Source organism: Haloarcula vallismortis ATCC 29715, assembly GCF_000337775.1.
Taxonomy (GTDB): domain Archaea; phylum Halobacteriota; class Halobacteria; order Halobacteriales; family Haloarculaceae; genus Haloarcula; species Haloarcula vallismortis.
Genome location: NZ_AOLQ01000012.1, coordinates 23,099 through 40,316, shown reverse-complemented (window position 1 = coordinate 40,316; position 17,218 = coordinate 23,099). Strand labels below are relative to the sequence as shown.

The window sequence follows — 17,218 nt, the reverse complement described above, 5'->3', positions numbered from 1 at the left end:
ATGGGTCCAAATACGTCCGACCCAACTGTCGCATATGTACACGGGGAAGACGGAGAAGGCATGCTGTCTGTGCGGGAATCCCGACACAGAGACCCGTCTCGACCTGCCGCCGCGGGCGGTCCCGCTGCTTAAACACGCAGACCCGATTGCCTGGCAGGACATCGTCGGCGAGGTGTCCATCTACTTCTGTGACTCCGATTGGGAGACGGTCCGTGACCTCGTGTTAGAGACCGGGATGAGCCCGCTGTCCCGGTGTAATGCCGCCCGCGCCTCCTTCGACCTCCGCGAGGACTTCGAGGCGCTGCTGAACGACATCCGAGACGAGCCGGACCATACGGAGATCGAAGCCGAAATGCTGTCCGAAGCGGAGGAAGCGCTTGCGAACCGCGACGACCCCTACGTCGAGGAGCGGGACCTCGTCGAGGCCCGCGTCATCGAGTGGGTGTTCGAGGACACCGAAGCGGAGTGAGCCGACGCGGACGGCGGAACCGCTTCGTATCCAAACTGTTTTGACCACCCATAGCCGTGTGTCAACCGATGACTGTACGCGTAGGTGTACTCGGTGCGACGGGCGCTGTCGGGCAACGGCTCATCCAACTGCTCGACCCCCACCCCGAGTTCGAAATCGCAGCACTGACAGCCAGCGACGCCAGCGCCGGCGAGACATACAAGGACGCCGCCAAGTGGCGCGTCAACTCCCCGATTCCCGAGGACGTGGCCGGACTGGAAGTGCGTGCCACCGATCCGGAGTCGGTGCCCGACGACGTCGATCTCATCTTCTCCTCGCTCCCGTCCAGCGTCGGCGCAGAAGTCGAACCGGAGTTCTGTGAGGCCGGCTACACAGTCTCTTCGAACTCCTCGAACGCCCGGATGGACGAGGACGTGCCGCTCATCATCCCCGAGGTCAACGCCGACCACGTCGACCTGCTTGAGGTCCAGCGCGACGAGCGCGGCTGGGACGGTGCGCTGTTGAAGAACCCGAACTGCTCGACGATTACGATGGTGCCGCCGCTTGCTGCGCTCGACCGCGAGTTCGACCTGACCGACGTGCGCGTCTCGACGCTGCAGGCCGTCTCCGGCGCGGGCTACTCCGGCGTCTCGTCGATGGAGATAATCGACAACGCCATCCCGCACATCGGCGGCGAAGAACAGAAGATGGAGAGTGAATCGCGCAAACTGCTCGGTTCCTTCGACGGCGCGGAGGTCCACCTCAACGAGATGGACGTGGCCGCCTCCTGTAACCGCATCCCGACGCTCGACGGCCACCTCGAAAACGTCTGGGCCGACACGGCCGAAGACATCTCCACGGCCGACGCCGAGGCCGCGATGGAGTCGGTTACGGGTATCGACCTGCCGTCTTCGCCCGAAAAGCTCATCACAGTGTTCGAGGAACCGGACCGCCCGCAGCCCCGCCTCGACCGCAACGTCGAAGACGGCATGGGCGTCGCAGTCGGTGGGTTCCGCGAGACGACCGACGGCGTCCAGTTCAATTGCCTCGCACACAACACCATGCGTGGTGCCGCCGGTGCGAGCGTGCTGAACGGCGAACTGCTGGACAAGCGCGGCTATCTGTAAGGGCTGTCGGCTCTCACTTCAGCGATAGCGCTCACAGCTCAATCTGGTTTCTGAGCCCGTCCCACTCGCCGGTCCGCTCAGCCTGCCGGACGTTTTCCGCCACGATATCGGCCAGTCGCTCGTAGTAGCTCGGCGTGTGGCCGGCGTTGTGGGGCGTTATGAGGACGTTCTCGAAGTCCCACAGCGGGTGGTCGCCGGGCAGCGGTTCGGGGTCGGTCACGTCGAGCGCCGCGCCGGAGATGTGGTTGCGCTGGAGCGCACTGACCAGCGCGTCGGTATCGACGACCGGGCCGCGGGCGACGTTGGTGAGCACCGCGCTGGGAGGCATCGTCTCGAACACCTCGGCATCGATGAGATGGCGTGTCGCGTCGGTGAGCGGGCAGGCGAGACCGATGTACTCCGTGTCGGTGACCGCCTCGTGGATTTCATCGAAGCCGTACACCTCGTCGGTCGGACCGCCCTTCTCCGGCGAGTAGCGGACTCCGACGGTCTCCACGTCGAACCCCTGAACGCGGTCGACGATGGCCTCGCCGATTTCTCCCAGCCCAACGACACAGACGCGGCTGCCGGCGAAGTCGTCGGTGTGGAACGACTGCCAGACGCCCTCGCGCTGGTGGCGGCGGGCGGTGAAAAAGCCCCGAGCGAAGGCGAGCCACGAGCCGACGACGTTCTCGGCGACGTTCGGGCCGTGGACGCCGGAGGCCGTCGTGAGCGCGATGTCGCGGTCGGCCAGTTCCGAGAGCGGGAGGTGGTCGTATCCAGCGTATGTCCCTGCAAACAACTGCAGCGAGTCGGCAGCATCGACCAGTTCCGGCGAGACATCGTTGCCGGTCAGGACTGTCGCGTCCGCGATCAAGTCCCGCTCGGCTTCGGGCGTCTCCGCGACGGCGATGTTCCACTCCGGCAGTCGCTCCCGGAGCGCTGCCGCGTACTGGTCGACCGGCATTCCATGAACGCCGTAACGCATCACGACGATATCGGCCATTGAACCCCTCCTGTAGCGTGGACAGCCATACCGGCTGTTCCACGCGGGGACCCCAAAACGGTGCCGGCAGTCCGTTAATCGCACGCCGGAGTAATTGTTAGTACTTCAGTACTTAGAGAACGCCGGAATTACCAGTCTAGATTAGTAAAATTTGTACTAATAGTATCCCGATATCTTAGCATATTTGTAGGATGACCAGCGTAGCATTTCGAAGGAATGGGGAGACCGACGAGCGTTGCGGTGATTGATGACGATAAGGACTATAGACAGCTCTACAAACTCTGGCTTCCGGAGGAATGCGAAATTATAGAGGCTGGGGACGGCCGTGCGGGATTACAGCGGATCGACGACTCAATCGATGCGGTGCTGCTGGACCGGCAGATGCCGAATCTGGGCGGCGAAGCGGTCGCTGAAAAACTCCGACAGCGGGCAGCTACCCCTGCGGTCGTCATGATTAGTAGCGTCAAGCCGGACGTGGATATTCTGGATATCCCCGTGGATTCGTATCTCAGAAAACCCGCTGACCAGGACACCCTGTTGTCGGTCCTTTCGACCGTTCGGACCCGGTGTAAGTACGAGGCGCGACGCCGAGATCTTCTGGCGCTCGCCGATCGCTGTGCGACGGTTTCTGACGCTGTGCGGGCCACAGCGCTCGCGGAGAGTGAGGCGTACCAGCGGGCCGTCGAACGGCTGGACCAACACGGCGTGACACTCGCCGACGCGGTGTCCAAACCGTAGCGCGCAGGGTTCCAAGTTCGGTCCGGTGAAAGCGTCTCACCGTAGTTTCGATGCAAGACAATAGGTTTTAGCGGGCGCGGGACACCGTAGCGGGTATGGAACACGTAGACGTCGCCATTGTGGGTGGTGGCCCGGCCGGCTCGTCGGCGGCCGAGGCTGCAGCCGACCACGGGGCCGACGCCGTCCTCCTCGAAAAGGGGGTCCCCAGAGCCGACCGCGAGGGGACGGGACCGGATTCGACGGACGCCGCCGGACTGCTCGATTACTGGTTCGACATCATGGGCATTCCCCGGTCGGAATTCCCCGAAGACGTGGTGCTGAGCGAACTTGACGGGGCGAAGTTCTACGGGCCCTCGACGGAGATGACGCTCACAGAAACCGGCATCAGTTCAAGCGCCGACGGCTTCGGTATCACGTTCCACCGCGCGCGGTTCGACGACTGGCTTCGTGAACGGGCGACAGAAGCTGGCGCGGACTACCGCGTCGGCGTCAGCGTCACCGGCGTCGAGACCGACCTAAAGAGCTCGCCGCGACACACCGTTCGGTTGGCCAACGGCGAAGATATCGCCGCCGAGTACGTAATCCTCGCCGATGGCCCCCAGCGAACCGTCACCGGCGGGACGCTCGACCAGTTCCTCCCGGGCGGGCAAACGATGGGCGATATCATGCCGTCGAACAAGGTCAACCACATCGCCTATCAAGAGCACCGCCGGATGCCGGAGGAGCTGTTCACACCGGAGTTCATCGAGTTCTGGTGGGGCATCATGCCCGGCCACACGGCGTATCCGTGGATTTTCCCGAACGACGCCCCGGTCGCTCGCATCGGGCTGACGATGCCCATCGGACTGGACATCGACGCCTACGACCGCGGCGAGTGGGACCTGCTCAGAGCGAACGACGATAGCATCCCACAAGGCCGGCAGTATATCGAGCGACTGCTCGAACGTGAGTTTCAGGCATACGACCTCGACGACTTCCCGCTTGTCGAAGACCGCGGGAAATCGAAGGGTACGGAGACGTATCCCATCTCTTCGACGCGCCCAATCGAGTCCCCAGTCGGTGCCGGCATCGCTGTGGTTGGCGGCGCGATGGGGACCACATCAGCATTCCACGAGGGCGGCGACCACGTCGCCGTTCGCACCGGGAAGATCGCCGGCCGCCTCGCCGCGACCGACCGCCTCGAACGCTACAACGACGCCTGGCACGATGCCATCGGCGACGAAATTCTCCGGAACGCCACCTTCGCGGACATGGTTCGGGATTGGCGACCCGACGACTGGGACCGGGCCTTCAAGACCGCTAACGACCTGATGGACGCCCGCGGTATCAAGGCCGACGCGGCGCTCCGGGGCGGCCTCAACGGGCTCAAGATGGTCTTCAGTTACAAGCGAGGGAAGTTCTCCTACCGCAACGGCAAGTACGTTCAACTGCGTGAGGACGACTACGCCGTCTGAACGTCACCCTTAGGTGTGCGACCGACGAACTACAGACGCGTGCCTTCAATCCCCGGCTGAGACCCGTCACCGGGACGATGACGACCCGGAGAACCCGGGCACGCGACATGACCGCGGTTCACACCGCATCTGGTCGTCATTCGACGACCCGCCCGGCACGAGGGTTTGCCGGCTAACATGGCACACCGCCGAGGATGATGCCGGACGTTAGTGTTCCGGGCGATATTTGCACTTCGGTGAGCGACAGCTAAGTACGTTGCATCACACGGCGACTGTATACAAGATGGAGCGTCATCGTTCGTCGTCGGTACTGGTTGGGGTGGCAGCAATCAGCTGCCGCTTGAACAGCCGTGTACACACCAAAATACAATGACCCGGCTCTCTAAGGAGTGGGTTCAGTACAATCAGGTCAGCCTGTACGCTGTCGCCGTCCTCCTTGCGGTCGGAGTCGGTCTCGAACGGCCGAGTGCGGGCACCACGCTGGAGGCGCTCATCAACCCTGTGTTGGCAGTGTTGCTGTACGTCACGTTCCTGGAGATTCCGTTCGTCCGTATCCGACAGGCGTTCCGGAACAGGCAGTTCATGCTGGCCGCGCTGGGGATGAACTTCCTGGCTGTTCCGGTGGTCGTGTTCGGGCTCACGCGGTTCCTGCCACGGGAGCCGGCGATTCTCGTCGGTGTTTTCATGGTGCTTCTGACGCCGTGTATCGACTACGTGATTACGTTCACCGAACTCGCCGACGGCGACGCCGAACAGATCACAGCCGCGACGCCGGCACTGATGCTCGTCCAGTTGCTCTTGCTCCCGTTGTATCTCTGGCTGTTCATGGGCCAGCAAGTCGCCGAGTTCATCGAGGCCGGGCCGTTCCTCGAAGCGTTCGTCGTCATCATCGCCTTGCCGCTGACGCTGGCGTGGGGGACCGAACTCTGGGCGGGCCGGTCCCGGCGGGGTGAGCAGTTTCAGCAGGCGATGGGCTGGCTCCCAGTGCCGATGATGGGCGCGACGCTGTTCGTCGTTATCGCCTCGCAACTCCCGCGTGTGCGGGACTCTATCGACCAGATCGCTGCAGTCGTACCGGTGTACGTGGCGTTCCTCCTCATTATGCCGGTGCTCGGGCGGGCTGTCGCCGGCTTCCTCGGGATGGAACGCGGCACGAGCCGGGCGCTCGTGTTCACATCCGTTACGCGGAACTCGCTCGTGATGCTCCCGCTGGCGCTCGCTCTGCCGTCCGGGTATGCGCTCGCGCCGGCCGTCGTCGTCACGCAGACGCTCGTCGAGCTGTCCGGGATGGTCGTTCTCACGCGGGTCGTTCCTGAGTGGCTAGTGCCGGACGAGTCGGCGGGGGCCTCGGGTCTGACCACAAGATAGGGATGGGCCGTCGGTGAAAGACTGCCAGACTGATGCGAGTGTTCTGTGCAGAATCTGGGTCGAGAACGGCGTCACCCCAGAGTGAGGGTGCCCGCGGCGGACGAAAGCTCACTGCTGAATTTCACGGTGACGTATAGGCCAGTAAACAGTGTGGCATTGTACGCGCCGTGGATGAGTGACGGGACGACAATGTTGTCCGTGTACTCGTAGGTTGCACCGAGGATGAGCGACGGAATGAGGAGGGCACTCACCGCGACGAGTTTCCCCGTGACCGACCCGCCACTGAGGGCGGGGTAGTGAATGCCAGCAAACATGACGCTCGCGATAGTGACGCCCGAGATTGGGCCGAAGTAGTCCCGAATACGGCCCTGAACGACACCGCGGAACAGCAGTTCCTCGCCCGGGCCGATGAGGAGAAAAGAAGCGGGAATTAACAGAAGGAGGACATCAGGGTTTTCCATCCCGATCTCAGCCGCCTGATTGGTTGCCGTTTCTATCCCGAACAGCGAAACGAGCGTCGTAATGATGGCAGCCACCACCACGAGCCCGCCCATTGCGCTGGCGTAGCCCAGCACGACGATGCCGGCCTCACGGAGGCTCGGCACCGAAATGCCGATAGCAAACTCGCCGCTGTCCGCAGAGTAAGAGAACACCTCGCGGAGCTTCGCCCTGATTACCGGCCTGAGCTTGATATATGTGTACGCGATGACCGGGCAGCCGATTCCCTGAACCGTTATCAACCCAAGAACCAGCGTCTGTACTTGTGTTATCTGTACCCCTGCGCCGAGTGACAGCGAAAACGCGATGGTGAGGAGCAGGATCGAACCGAACCCGAGTCCTATCACCCCCAGCGAGAGCGCCGAGAAAAGCGTAAACCCGTACTGGAAGGCCTGCAGAACCGGACGGTCGCGGGTCGCCGTTGCCATATACTGCTTTGGTCGTGGCTATGTGTAAACAATTCGTTTGGTACCGGTGGGGCGACCCGCGTTCAGTCGATCCGTTCCCCGGCCGTTACTGTGGCATCGAGCCAGTTCGACTCCGGCGGCAACGGACAGGAGAACGTGTCGCTGTAGGCACAGAACGGCGAGTAGGCGAGATTGAAATCCAGTGTAATCTCGTCGCCGTCGCTCAGGTCGCGGTCGGGCTCCAGTTCCATGTATCGGCCGCCGTCGTAGCTCTGCTGGCCGGTCGTCTTGTCCCGGAACGGGACAAAGAGCGTCCGTGACTCGTCGGCAGCCTGTCGGAACGCGTGCAGTTCGCGGGACTCGCCGTCGAGGTCGAACGAGAGCGACGCGACGTGGAGATAGCGCACCGTTCGGTCGTCGCTCGTCTCCAGATCGACCGACTCCGGCGTCTCGTGAACAGTGACCGTCGCCTCGACCCGGTACTCGGGGTCCGGTTCGAAATAGCTGAGTCCGTCGAAGTCGTCGCGGTCTTCCGGTGGAATCGGAGATTGGCGGTGTTCCGCGAAGAAGCGGTCTTTCTCGGCCCGGTTCTCCCGGAGTCGCGCCGCCCACTCCTCGCTGTCTATGTCCATACTCGAACCGTAGTGCCCGGGCAGTTTCAGTCCGGCGACTCGGCGACGGTGATGGACAATATCGAAGCGTGAGAGAGTGACTACTTTATTATATGTCCAGTTCGACCGGACGAACACACAGGGGTGTGTATGGAAGCGACGTTCTACGGTATTCTGGGGGTGGCCCCGGATGCCACTGAAGAGACGATAGTCCGCGCCTACCGGGAGCAGACGAAGACCCACCACCCGGACGTGAGTGACGACCCTGACGCCGAAGAGCGGTTCAAGCGACTCACACAGGCAAAGGACGTACTCACCGACGAGGTCGAGCGAGAGCGCTACGACCGGCTCGGCCACGACGCGTATGTCAGCGAGTACGTCGACGGCAGCGCGGACGGCGGCACAGCCACAGGCGGTGTCAGCGACATCGCACAGCAGTACGTCGACCAGCGGACCGACACGGAAACTGCGAGCGGGGCAACAGCAAAAGCGACACAGCGGCCCACACAGACTCGCGGCGGCAGCACGGGTTACGGGACTGCCACGGAGTACTACCGGCCCGGCGAGCGAGTTCGGCCGGCACAACCGTCGGGAGTCGAGACGCTGCTCGGGTCACTGCACCGTGTCGGCCCGTGGCTGTTCGTCCATCTGGCACTGCTTGCCTGTACGGTCGTTGCCGCTGTACTGCTCGCAGTCGGTGGCCTCACTGGAGACCTCTCACCGGTCGTGGCCGGTGTCATGGCAGCCTCGATAGTGACGATATCACTGGTCGTCTCAGCGACCCATGTCCTCACCCACATTTCGGGCTGACCGACAACGAGTGGGTCCGACGGTGGCAGTTTCAGGCAGCCGGCGGACGAGCAACCGATAGGACGGCCACAGTCACGCCAGCGGCCGGAACCAAACAGCGGTAACGAGGACGGCCAGCAGAAGATACGAGCCGCGAATCAGCAGCATCGTCGCAGTTTCAGGGTCGCCTCGCTGGGCGATAGCCGCGACCGTCCCGAAAACTACCGCGGCCGCCGCAGCGCTCGGCGGGACTCCGGGTAATGCCACGGACAGCCCGACGATTCCGAGAAGGCCCGCTCCGAACAGGCCGAGTGCGAGCCGCCGAGCGCGTTGATGACCAAGTACGACAGCGACGGTGCGTTTCTGTATCGACCGGTCGTAGTCGTAGTCCTGCTCGTCGTCGATGATTTTGATACCGGTCAGCAACAGGAGAAACACGGCCGCGAGACCGACAGCACGCGGCGTCAGCGTCGTCACCTGTGCGTAGTAGCCACCCAGAAGCGCCAGCGCGATACCCGTCGGGTAGCCCATCGTCGCGCCAACGGGGTTCATATCAAGTTGTGGCGCGTGCGTGTAGCCGATAACCCAGGTCGGCAGCGTCAGCAGCGCCGCGCTGGGACCGGCAAGCAACCAGATGGCTGCTGTACAGAGCGCGAAGCCGACGCCAGCGCCGACCAGCGCCATGCGACAGCCCGAGCCAGTGAGGGGATGGTCGTCGTCCTCGCCGCGGACGTGGAAGTCGACGTAGCCGTCCTTGACGTGGGCCGTGTAGACGGCGAAGAACATCGCACCCGCGTGGAGCGCTGCCAGCGGCGGCCAGAACCCACCGGAGAGCAACCCGCCAAACAGCGAGGTCGCAAGCGGCGGCAGCATGAACACCGGGTGCACCTGCGAGGCCAGGGCACTCACGGTTGCGAACGGACCGGTCCCGTGTCGGGCGACTGCCATACGGACCCAAGGTGTGGCTGTGGGAAAAATCCCCAGCCGTGTTGATTCGGTACTACCGCCAGTTCGACCGGTCCAGCACGAACCCTGAGATGTGTGAGGCCAGCTCTCTGGCGGCCTGTTCGGTGTCCGCGTGGAGTTCGCCGGACACCGGGCCGGCCTCGCCGCCGACGCCCTCGGTCTCCGAGATCGGATCTGTCGTCGTCGGATACGGTCGGCGGGACCGGACGCGGTCCCGAAGCTCCTGAACGGTAGCGTCCGAGAGTTCGTAGGACAGGTGCTGGAGGTCGTACCGGACGATGAACCCCCGTGTCGCGTCCCGGACGGCGAGGACCGGGTGGCCCCGGTCCCGACAGCGCTCCCAGATCTCGCGCTGGTGTTCCCGTGTAGCGTACACCGGCACGTTCGACGGTGCAAGGTGTTCCATTGGCCATTTGTAGGGACTGGAGGTGTATTACCTTTCGGCAGTGTTCGCGGGTCGAAACGCCATGCAGGAAACGTTTAGAGGGAGGGCTGTGTCCACAATATTGCTATGTCAGATATCGAAGTCGAGAGCACGTGCGAGGAAGGGTACACAGTAGAGAGCATTATCAACGGCGAGTGGGAGCTTATCGTCGACGCGCTGAGCGAGAACGGCCCGTCACCGAACGAGGTTCTGGCCGCCGACTACGCTTCCTGTTACATCCCGGCGCTACGCGTTGCTGCCGACAAGTACGGTCACGAAGATATCGGGACTATCGATGTCGATGTCGCCGCAGATCTTGACGAGGACGACGACCTGGAGGCTATCGACTTCCACGTCGAGGTCGAGGAATCGCTTGCCGACGAAGAGCAGGACATCGTCGAACTCGCAGAAGACATTTGCCACGTCCACTCGGCACTGCAGGACGAGCTACACGCGGAGATCACCATCGAGTCCGGGGTCTGAGCGGCAGAGCGGAGAACGCGTTATTTTTCGCCGGTAGCGGACTTGTAGTCGTTACTCCGGGAACAGCAGGATGACTGAAGACGTGTTATGATAGCCCGTGTAATCCTCGTCGGCCGAACAGACTTCACCGTAGGTTTCGAAGCCGGCGAAGGGCGCGTCGATAGCGCTGTGAATTGTGTCGACGGCATCGTCGAAGTCATCGCCGAGAATCATCGCACGACAGGCACAGTCGTACACGAACCCGCCTGCGACGTTGCCGCCGCGGAGTTCATTTGCGGCGTTGGTCGCGGCGTTCCGGACTGCATACACCTGGTCGGATTTGTTGCTATGTGTCACCCGTACCTCCGTCCCCTCGGACACAGCGACGGCGAAGTCCAGCGGCCCATCGGTGTCGGTCGTATGGCCCGGCCATCGGATGTTGTACCCCGTCGTCGAGATGAGTTTGCTCTCGATGAACGTCTTAATCCGAGAGGCCAGTCCGTCTGCATCGGCATCCGGTTCCGATTCGATACCGAGTTCGTAACGGCCGAGCAACATGACGAGGTCCTCGGACCCCGCTTCCAGCTCGTCGACATCGATATCGTATGTCTCCATCGCATCTTCTCGAATCGCGTCCCGCCAGGCCTCGAAGGCAGGTCTGCCGTCGAGTTCGTACACGGTGCTGCCCTCCGCTCGGGTCACCGTCATCGCCTCGGAGATCGGTTCGTGGCCGTGGTTGACTGTCACCGGAAGCGGATCCTCTGAGGCGATGAGCGCAAGGACAACAGCGTCCGTCTCGACGCGGTCGTTCCGGAAGACGTGGGTCTGCTGTAACTGGAGGTCATCACCCGCAGATCCGCCGACGACCGGTGTCTCCTCGTCATCGAGGTACTGCTCGGTGAGTCGGGTGACCTTGTTCCCGATACCGGCCATGCCGTCGTGGAGGTTGATGACCGTCCGGTGCGGATACCCATCGACAGCAGGGTCCTCGCTTGCGGGGAGGTCATGCACGGCTTCGAACAGACAGCGCTCAGGATCGGCGCTGAGCTCCGTCGAGAGGCTGGAAAAGAACCGTATCGAGTCCGACGAAACGACGCCGACTGTGACAGTTCCGTTCCCAGAACCGGATTCGGTGAACTCACCGGAGGACGAACAGCCTACGATCTCGGTGTCCGACCCGACAACGCTTCGAGCACCCCATAACACCGCCTCGTAATCGTATGTCGGGGAACAGAAAATCTGACAAAAGTCCGGTTCGCTGGCCGAGATGGCAGTCATGGCGTCCCGTATGGCATCCATCGCTGCGGCGTCGCCAGACTCCCCGGTCGCCTGCCCTGTCCCAAACTCAGTAGTCATTGAGATGCAAGTATATCGTGAGCCAACTTAACATATTGGAAGCGTTTTGAAGACAATATGACGGGGCGGGGGTCAGTCAGAGACGTGACAGCCGGCCCAGAAACGGGGCTGTTTACCGTAGGACACCGCACGGAGCGGGAAACGCTCATACCGACGGCCCGCAAACACCAGTTCATGAGCGATTCAAACTGGACCGACCGCATCGCCGGCGAACGGATGGCGGTCGACCAGCGGTTCAACGAACAGGTCAAAGCGTCGTCGTTCTCCAGCCAGCAGTGGGGGCTGGTGATGACCGCCGTCGAGTTCGAAATCGAGAACCCGGGCGACCCCGACGCGGCACGCATCGTCGCCGATACCTCAAAGCTCTCCAGCGTCATGCCGGAGATGGAACGAGTCGCCAATCAGGGGCCGATGGGCGGTCCGGGGGGCGACCAGTCCGGGAGCTCGGGCGGTGGCCTCCTCTCTGGCGTTAAGGACGCGCTTGGACTCGGTGGGTCGAGCGGCGGTAACAAGCAACAGGAGGAAGAGGCAGCACGGCTCGCACAGGCGTACGCTGAGCAACTTCAGGAGAAACTAGAGTCGAACGGGCGCTGGCAGTCCGTCTGCGAGCAGGCACAGGGTTAATCGCCGCTGTGGAACAGTGTTAGCTCTTCGGCCTCGTAGATGTTGATGAGTTCCGTTACGATTTCGTCGTACGACTCGTCCTCGACGCGGAGGTCGTCAAGGCGCTCCACCGTCTCGGCGTCCAAGTCCACGGATGGCATGCCCGAACCTTTCACTGGAACACACTTAATTCCCGCCCTCGATCAAAAACGAACGCGAACAGTAGTAACAAATCAGAACCGAAAACTGTTAATGGTCGTTCTCGGTAGAAACACGACACATGCGACCACTGGGTGACTCACCGCTTGTACGGAACGACAAGACGCTCGTGCTGGCACACGACCACGGGCTGGAACACGGTCCCAAGCAGTTCAGCGGCGTCGAGGAGCGCCTCGACCCGCGAGAGGTGTTCGAGATGGCAACCCACGACGCCGTGACGGCCCTGGCCGTCGGCAAGGGTCTCGCCGAGACGTACTACCCGAGCTACGAGGACGACGTGAACCTGCTGGCGAAGCTCAACGGCGGCTCGGACCTCTGGATGGGTGACCCGTACTCGCCCCAGAACTGGTCGGTCGACTACGCCGCCGAACTCGGTGCTGACGCCATCGGCTACACCATCTATCCGGGCGTCAACCGCGAGACCGACATGTTCGAGGACTTCCGCCCGGTGCAGGAGAACGCCCGCGACCACGACCTGCCGATCGCGATGTGGTCGTACCCGCGCGGCCAGGCTATCAAGGAGCACCGGAGTCCCTCGACCATCGCCTACGCGGCCCGCATCGGTCTCGAACTGGGCGCTGACTTCACGAAGGTCAAGTACCCCCGCGACAAGGAGGCGATGGCCCATGCTGTCCGCTCGGCCGCTGACAACCGCGTCCTGCTTTCGGGCGGTTCGAAGACTTCCGACCGCGACTTCCTCGAACTCGTCGAGGACTGCATGGACGTGGGCGTTTCCGGCCTCGCCGTCGGCCGCAACGTCTGGCAGCGCGATGACCCTTACGACATCCTCGACAAGCTTGAAGGCGTCATCTTCGAGGACGCGACAGCCGACGACGTGCTGTAGGCATGGACGAGGAGACGCGCCGAGCCGTCGCCGCGGCGGACGAGGCGTTGCCACCCAGCGACGCGCTTCCCGACGCTATCGACACCGGCCGGGTCGTGTTCGGCTTCGACGGCTACCTCGACCGCGTCCGGGAGGTCGTCGCGGACCGCATCGACCCGGAGAGCCACGAACGCCTCGCCACGCTGGAAGGCTTTGGCGACCGCATCGACCGCTCCGTCGCCGCTGAAAGCTCCCTCTCCTTCGAGTGGCTCCAGCAGGGCAACCGGACCGGCGGCCACACCAGCCACCTCGCGCGGGCCTTCGGTGCCTGGTCGTTCGACCCCGTGATGATCGGGATGTACGGCGAGCCGGTCCACGACCCCTTCGAGACGGAGTTCGGCGACTACGACCTCAATTCGCTGGGCGAACCCGGCGTCACCGACGCCGTCGAGTTCGATGACGGGAAGCTGATGCTGACTGAAATCGGCGACACGATGGGGCTCGACTGGGCCGAACTCGACGTGGCCTTCGGCCACGAGCAATTGGCCGAAAAACTCGACAGCGCGAGCCTGCTGGGAACCGGCTACTGGTCCGAGACGCCAGACTTGCCAACCATCTTCGACGGGCTCCGAGACCTGTGGGGCGACATCGACGACCCGCCCGAAACCGTCCTCGTCGACCCCGGCGACGTGCGCAAGCTCGACGCCGACCGTCTGCGTGCCGGCCGAGAAGCAATCGGCCGATTAAACGAGGTGACTGATGTGGTGGTCTCCTCGAACCGGGCCGAAACGGGTGTGCTCGCGGACGCCTACGCTGGCGAGGGTGAGCGGTCGTTCACCGAGGACGCCGAGGCGGTGTTCGAGGCACTGGAGCCAACCTGGTTCGTCGGCCACGGTGTCGAACGCTCTGTCGTCGTCAACGCGGACGACACCAAAAGCGTCGCCGTTCCAGCCGTTTCGGACCCCGAACTGACCACCAGTTCCGGCGACCATTTCAACGCCGGCCTGGGGCTCGCGCTCATCGCCGGCCTCCCGCCGGCGGCCGCCGTCGTCGTCGGCAACGCCGTCGCCGGCTACTTCGTCCGAACCGCGGACCAGCCGTCGCTGGCTGACGTTCGCGCGTTCGTCGACGACTACCTCGAAAAGTTCTGAGCGGCCCGAGCTACCTCGGGGCTTCTGTTTCTGGAGTTTCCGGTTGTTACAGCCGCCTCACCGTCACGCCGTCCCGGAGCGAGTCGATGTCGTTCAGGTCGGGAACCGCGGTCCCGGCCCGCTGGACCACCTGCGAGGAGACGGCCACACCCGTTCGGAGCGCCGTCTCGTCGTCCGCGCCGGTTTCCCAGGCGCTCAGCACGCCAGAGAGGAGCGCGTCGCCGGCTCCGACGGTGTCTACCACGTCGATGTCGAGCGCTTCGGCGTACAGTCGGCCGGCGTCGCCGACGAGGATCGCACCGTCTGCGCCAAGAGAGGCTAACACGCGGTCGAAGCCGCGCTCCCGGAACGCCTCTGCCGCGTCCGCACACCCCTCGACGGTGGAGACGTCGGCCCCAGTCGCGTCGCCAAGTTCGGTGCGGTTCGGCTTGCAGAGGCCGTACTGGGCGTCGAGTTCCCGGAGCACATCGCCACCGGTGTCGACGATGGTCTCCCAGTCGCCGCCGGCCGCGATGCGGTCGATGGCCTCGGCCGATAGTCCCGGCGGCAGGCTCCCACCGACGAGCACGCGGTCGGGAGACTGCGCTCGCACCCGTTCGAGCAGCGAGTCGACGACCGACTCGTCGACGGGTGACCCGGCCTGGTTCAGTTTGTACTCCTCCGCGGCCGCGATAGCGGTCGTGTTGAGCCGGGTCGTCCCGTTCACGTCGACAAAGGCCGTCTCGACGCCGTCGTCCTGTAGCGTGTCCCGGATAAACGAGCCGGTGAACCCGCCCAGCAGTCCCGTCGCGACGCAGGGTCGGTCCATCGCGGTGAGCAGTTGCGCGGCGTTGATGCCCTTCCCACCCGCGTCGAACTGCGCGCTGTCGGCCCGCATGACCCGGTCGGGGGCAATCTGCTGCTCGAACTGGACTGTCTGGTCGACTGCGGGGTTGTAAGTGACGGTGACAATCACGTGCTGACCTCCTCGACGGTCACGTCGGCGTCCGCGAGTGCGGTAGCGAGCGCCCCCGACGGGCTGGCGTCGGTGACGAGCAAGTCGACCTGGTCCAGATCGGCGAAACTGACGAAGCTCCGGTCGCCGAACTTCGACGCATCGGCGACCAGCACGACTCGGCGGGCGCGCTCGACCATCAGTTCCTTGACGGCTGCTTCGTCCTCGTTGGGCGTCGACAGCCCGGCGGCGCTGTCGAGGGCGTTCGTCCCCAGAAACAGCAGGTCGAAGTTCATGTGTCCGATAGCTCGCTCGGCCATCGGGCCGACAAGCGCCCGGGTCCGCGGTCGGAGGCTCCCACCGGTTAGTTTGGCGTCGACGTCCCGTTCGGCCACTTCAGTGGCGAGCTGTGGCATATTCGTCGCCGCGACGTAGTCGGTGTCCGGAATCGCGCGAGCGACCTCCATCGTCGTCGAGCCCGCATCGAAACAGACCACGTGCCCCTCGTGGACCTCTTGTGCGGCTCGCTCGCCGATAGCCTGTTTCTCCGCGTAGTGGTCGACCTCACGCTGGCCGTACGGTCGCTCGGTCCCGGCGGAGGATGCCGGGACTGCGCCGCCGTGGGACCGCTCGATTCGGCCCTGTGACTCGAGGTCCCGAAGATCACGGCGTATCGTCGCCTTCGAAAACTCCAGTTCCGCGGCCAGCTCCGACACTGAACAGCCGTCTCGCTCTGTCACCAACTGGACGATAGTGCGCTTTCGCTCGGCCGGGAGCATTCTTTCGGCTGTGATTGTTTCGCTTCGGTTTTACCTCTTTCTATTGGGCCGTGCTTGTTTCTGCCCAGATAGAACGCGAGAAAACTGCTTACAGTTCGTCGATAACCGCGGCGGTCACGGCATCAGTGGACGCGTCACCGCCCAGATCCGGCGTTCGGGGGCCGGAATCCAGTACCGTCTCGACAGCCGTTCGGACGGCGTCGCCCTGTTCGTCGTAGCCGAGGTGGTCCAGTAGCATCGCGGCGGAGAGAATCATCGCCGAGGGGTTGGCGATTCCCTCGCCGGCGATGTCCGGCGCGGAGCCATGGACCGGCTCGAACAGCGCGTTGTCCTCGCCGATGTTGGCCGAGGGGAGTAGTCCGAGGCCGCCAACGAGGCCCGCGGCGAGGTCCGAGAGCATGTCGCCGGCGAGGTTTGGACAGATGACGACACCGTAGTCCTGTGGGTTCATCACGAGATGCATCGCCAGCGCGTCCATGAGCGCGGTGTCATAGGACGCCCCTCGGTCGTCGCCGACCGCCGATGCCGCACCGAGGAACAGGCCGTCGGTAGTGCGCATGACGTTGGCCTTGTGGGCGATAGTCACGTCGTCGTAGCCGTTCTGCTTCGCATAGCTGAACCCGTATTCGGCGATCTTCTCGGAGGCGTCTTCCGTGATGACTCGCGTACAGGTCGTGACGCCCTCGGAGATTTCGCTCTCGATACCCTTGTAGACGCCCTCGGTATTCTCTCGGATGAACACGATATCGGTGTCGGGCTGGACAGCGTCAAGTCCCGGATACGAGCGAGCCGGGCGGACGTTGGCGAACGAGCCAACGACCTGCCGAAGCGGGAGGATAACCTCGGCCGCCGTCTCGCCGGCCGCACCGAACAGCGTCGCGTCGGCGTCAGCCGCCAGTTCGCGCGTCTCCTCCGGGAGCGCTTCGCCCGTTTCCGCCTTCACCGCGTCGCCGGCCTCGCCCTCGATGAAGTCGAAGTCGACAGCGTCGATGGCCTCCAGTACTTCGACCGCAGCGGGTGTGACCTCCTGTCCGATTCCGTCGCCGGGAATAACGGCTATCTCGTGAGTCATAGCG

Annotated in this window: 20 protein-coding genes; 10 read left to right on the top strand and 10 right to left on the bottom strand. The window is 63.6% G+C overall.

All coding sequences use genetic code 11. The features are described from left to right. Positions 1–34 precede the first annotated feature (34 nt). Together C437_RS04155 and asd are read left to right on the top strand one after the other, a co-directional pair. Positions 35–469, top strand: a complete 435-nt coding sequence (locus tag C437_RS04155) for a hypothetical protein (RefSeq protein WP_004515632.1) — start codon at positions 35–37, stop codon at positions 467–469. A 68-nt stretch (positions 470–537) separates the two neighbouring features. Beyond that, the gene (asd, locus tag C437_RS04150) at positions 538–1,575 is read left to right on the top strand and encodes an aspartate-semialdehyde dehydrogenase (protein ID WP_004515631.1); all 1,038 of its coding nucleotides are present in this window, start codon (positions 538–540) and stop codon (positions 1,573–1,575) included. 31 nt (positions 1,576–1,606) lie between these two features. Here asd and C437_RS04145 read toward each other — a convergent pair whose 3' ends face one another. Beyond that, a complete protein-coding gene (locus tag C437_RS04145; RefSeq protein WP_004515630.1) occupies positions 1,607–2,560 on the bottom strand; it encodes a D-2-hydroxyacid dehydrogenase in 954 nt (317 codons plus the stop codon). 216 nt (positions 2,561–2,776) lie between these two features. Here C437_RS04145 and C437_RS04140 point away from each other — a divergent pair, with 216 nt between their 5' ends. The 3 genes from C437_RS04140 (at position 2,777) to C437_RS04130 (ending at position 6,120) form a co-directional block, all read left to right on the top strand. Continuing rightward, on the top strand, positions 2,777–3,298 hold the full coding sequence (locus tag C437_RS04140; protein WP_049919598.1) for a response regulator transcription factor: 522 nt from the start codon (positions 2,777–2,779) through the stop codon (positions 3,296–3,298). Between the two features lie 95 nt (positions 3,299–3,393). Then, positions 3,394–4,752, top strand: coding sequence for an NAD(P)/FAD-dependent oxidoreductase (locus C437_RS04135; protein ID WP_004515628.1), 1,359 nt, complete (start codon positions 3,394–3,396; stop codon positions 4,750–4,752). Positions 4,753–5,121: 369 nt separating this feature from the next. Further along, complete coding sequence (locus C437_RS04130) at positions 5,122–6,120, top strand: arsenic resistance protein (protein WP_004515627.1); 999 nt, start codon at positions 5,122–5,124, stop codon at positions 6,118–6,120. Positions 6,121–6,191: 71 nt separating this feature from the next. On the opposite strand, the gene C437_RS04125 is transcribed toward C437_RS04130, so the two are convergent. Continuing rightward, positions 6,192–7,046 carry a CPBP family intramembrane glutamic endopeptidase gene (locus tag C437_RS04125; protein WP_004515626.1) on the bottom strand — a complete coding sequence of 285 codons (855 nt, stop codon included), beginning with the start codon at positions 7,044–7,046 and terminating at the stop codon, positions 6,192–6,194. A 62-nt stretch (positions 7,047–7,108) separates the two neighbouring features. After that, positions 7,109–7,657, bottom strand: a complete 549-nt coding sequence (locus C437_RS04120; protein ID WP_004515625.1) for a DUF1684 domain-containing protein — start codon at positions 7,655–7,657, stop codon at positions 7,109–7,111. A 129-nt stretch (positions 7,658–7,786) separates the two neighbouring features. Here C437_RS04120 and C437_RS04115 point away from each other — a divergent pair, with 129 nt between their 5' ends. Then, entirely contained in the window at positions 7,787–8,446 is a 660-nt protein-coding gene (locus tag C437_RS04115; RefSeq protein ID WP_004515624.1) for a DnaJ domain-containing protein, read from the top strand. Positions 8,447–8,518: 72 nt separating this feature from the next. Here the strand turns inward: C437_RS04115 and C437_RS04110 are convergent, their stop codons facing one another. Next, entirely contained in the window at positions 8,519–9,373 is an 855-nt protein-coding gene (locus C437_RS04110) for a UbiA family prenyltransferase (RefSeq protein WP_004515623.1), read from the bottom strand. Positions 9,374–9,425: 52 nt separating this feature from the next. After that, on the bottom strand, positions 9,426–9,797 hold the full coding sequence (locus C437_RS04105; protein ID WP_004515622.1) for a hypothetical protein: 372 nt from the start codon (positions 9,795–9,797) through the stop codon (positions 9,426–9,428). 105 nt (positions 9,798–9,902) lie between these two features. Between C437_RS04105 and C437_RS04100 the strand changes: the two genes are divergently transcribed. Next, positions 9,903–10,298, top strand: a complete 396-nt coding sequence (locus C437_RS04100; protein WP_004515621.1) for an OsmC family protein — start codon at positions 9,903–9,905, stop codon at positions 10,296–10,298. A 51-nt stretch (positions 10,299–10,349) separates the two neighbouring features. On the opposite strand, the gene C437_RS04095 is transcribed toward C437_RS04100, so the two are convergent. After that, a complete protein-coding gene (locus C437_RS04095) occupies positions 10,350–11,633 on the bottom strand; it encodes an FIST signal transduction protein (protein ID WP_004515620.1) in 1,284 nt (427 codons plus the stop codon). Between the two features lie 174 nt (positions 11,634–11,807). Between C437_RS04095 and C437_RS04090 the strand changes: the two genes are divergently transcribed. Then, entirely contained in the window at positions 11,808–12,257 is a 450-nt protein-coding gene (locus C437_RS04090) for a DUF5799 family protein (protein WP_049919603.1), read from the top strand. Here the strand turns inward: C437_RS04090 and C437_RS20460 are convergent. Then, positions 12,254–12,397: a DUF7557 family protein gene (locus tag C437_RS20460; RefSeq protein ID WP_004515618.1), complete on the bottom strand. Its 144-nt coding sequence runs from the start codon at positions 12,395–12,397 to the stop codon at positions 12,254–12,256. The genes C437_RS04090 and C437_RS20460 overlap by 4 nt on opposite strands. A gap of 119 nt (positions 12,398–12,516) precedes the next feature. Between C437_RS20460 and C437_RS04085 the strand changes: the two genes are divergently transcribed. Both C437_RS04085 and C437_RS04080 read left to right on the top strand, forming a co-directional pair. Further along, complete coding sequence (locus C437_RS04085; protein ID WP_004515617.1) at positions 12,517–13,299, top strand: class I fructose-bisphosphate aldolase; 783 nt, start codon at positions 12,517–12,519, stop codon at positions 13,297–13,299. 2 nt (positions 13,300–13,301) lie between these two features. Next, complete coding sequence (locus C437_RS04080) at positions 13,302–14,429, top strand: hypothetical protein (protein ID WP_004515616.1); 1,128 nt, start codon at positions 13,302–13,304, stop codon at positions 14,427–14,429. A gap of 46 nt (positions 14,430–14,475) precedes the next feature. Here C437_RS04080 and pfkB read toward each other — a convergent pair whose 3' ends face one another. The 3 genes from pfkB to C437_RS04065 form a co-directional block, all read right to left on the bottom strand. Then, entirely contained in the window at positions 14,476–15,384 is a 909-nt protein-coding gene (pfkB, locus tag C437_RS04075; RefSeq protein ID WP_004515615.1) for a 1-phosphofructokinase, read from the bottom strand. Further along, positions 15,381–16,142: an HTH-type transcriptional regulator GlpR gene (gene glpR / locus C437_RS04070; protein WP_004515614.1), complete on the bottom strand. Its 762-nt coding sequence runs from the start codon at positions 16,140–16,142 to the stop codon at positions 15,381–15,383. Before glpR ends, pfkB begins: the two co-directional genes overlap by 4 nt. 88 nt (positions 16,143–16,230) lie before the next feature. Further along, positions 16,231–17,214: an isocitrate/isopropylmalate dehydrogenase family protein gene (locus tag C437_RS04065; RefSeq protein ID WP_004515613.1), complete on the bottom strand. Its 984-nt coding sequence runs from the start codon at positions 17,212–17,214 to the stop codon at positions 16,231–16,233. Positions 17,215–17,218: the final 4 nt, after the last annotated feature.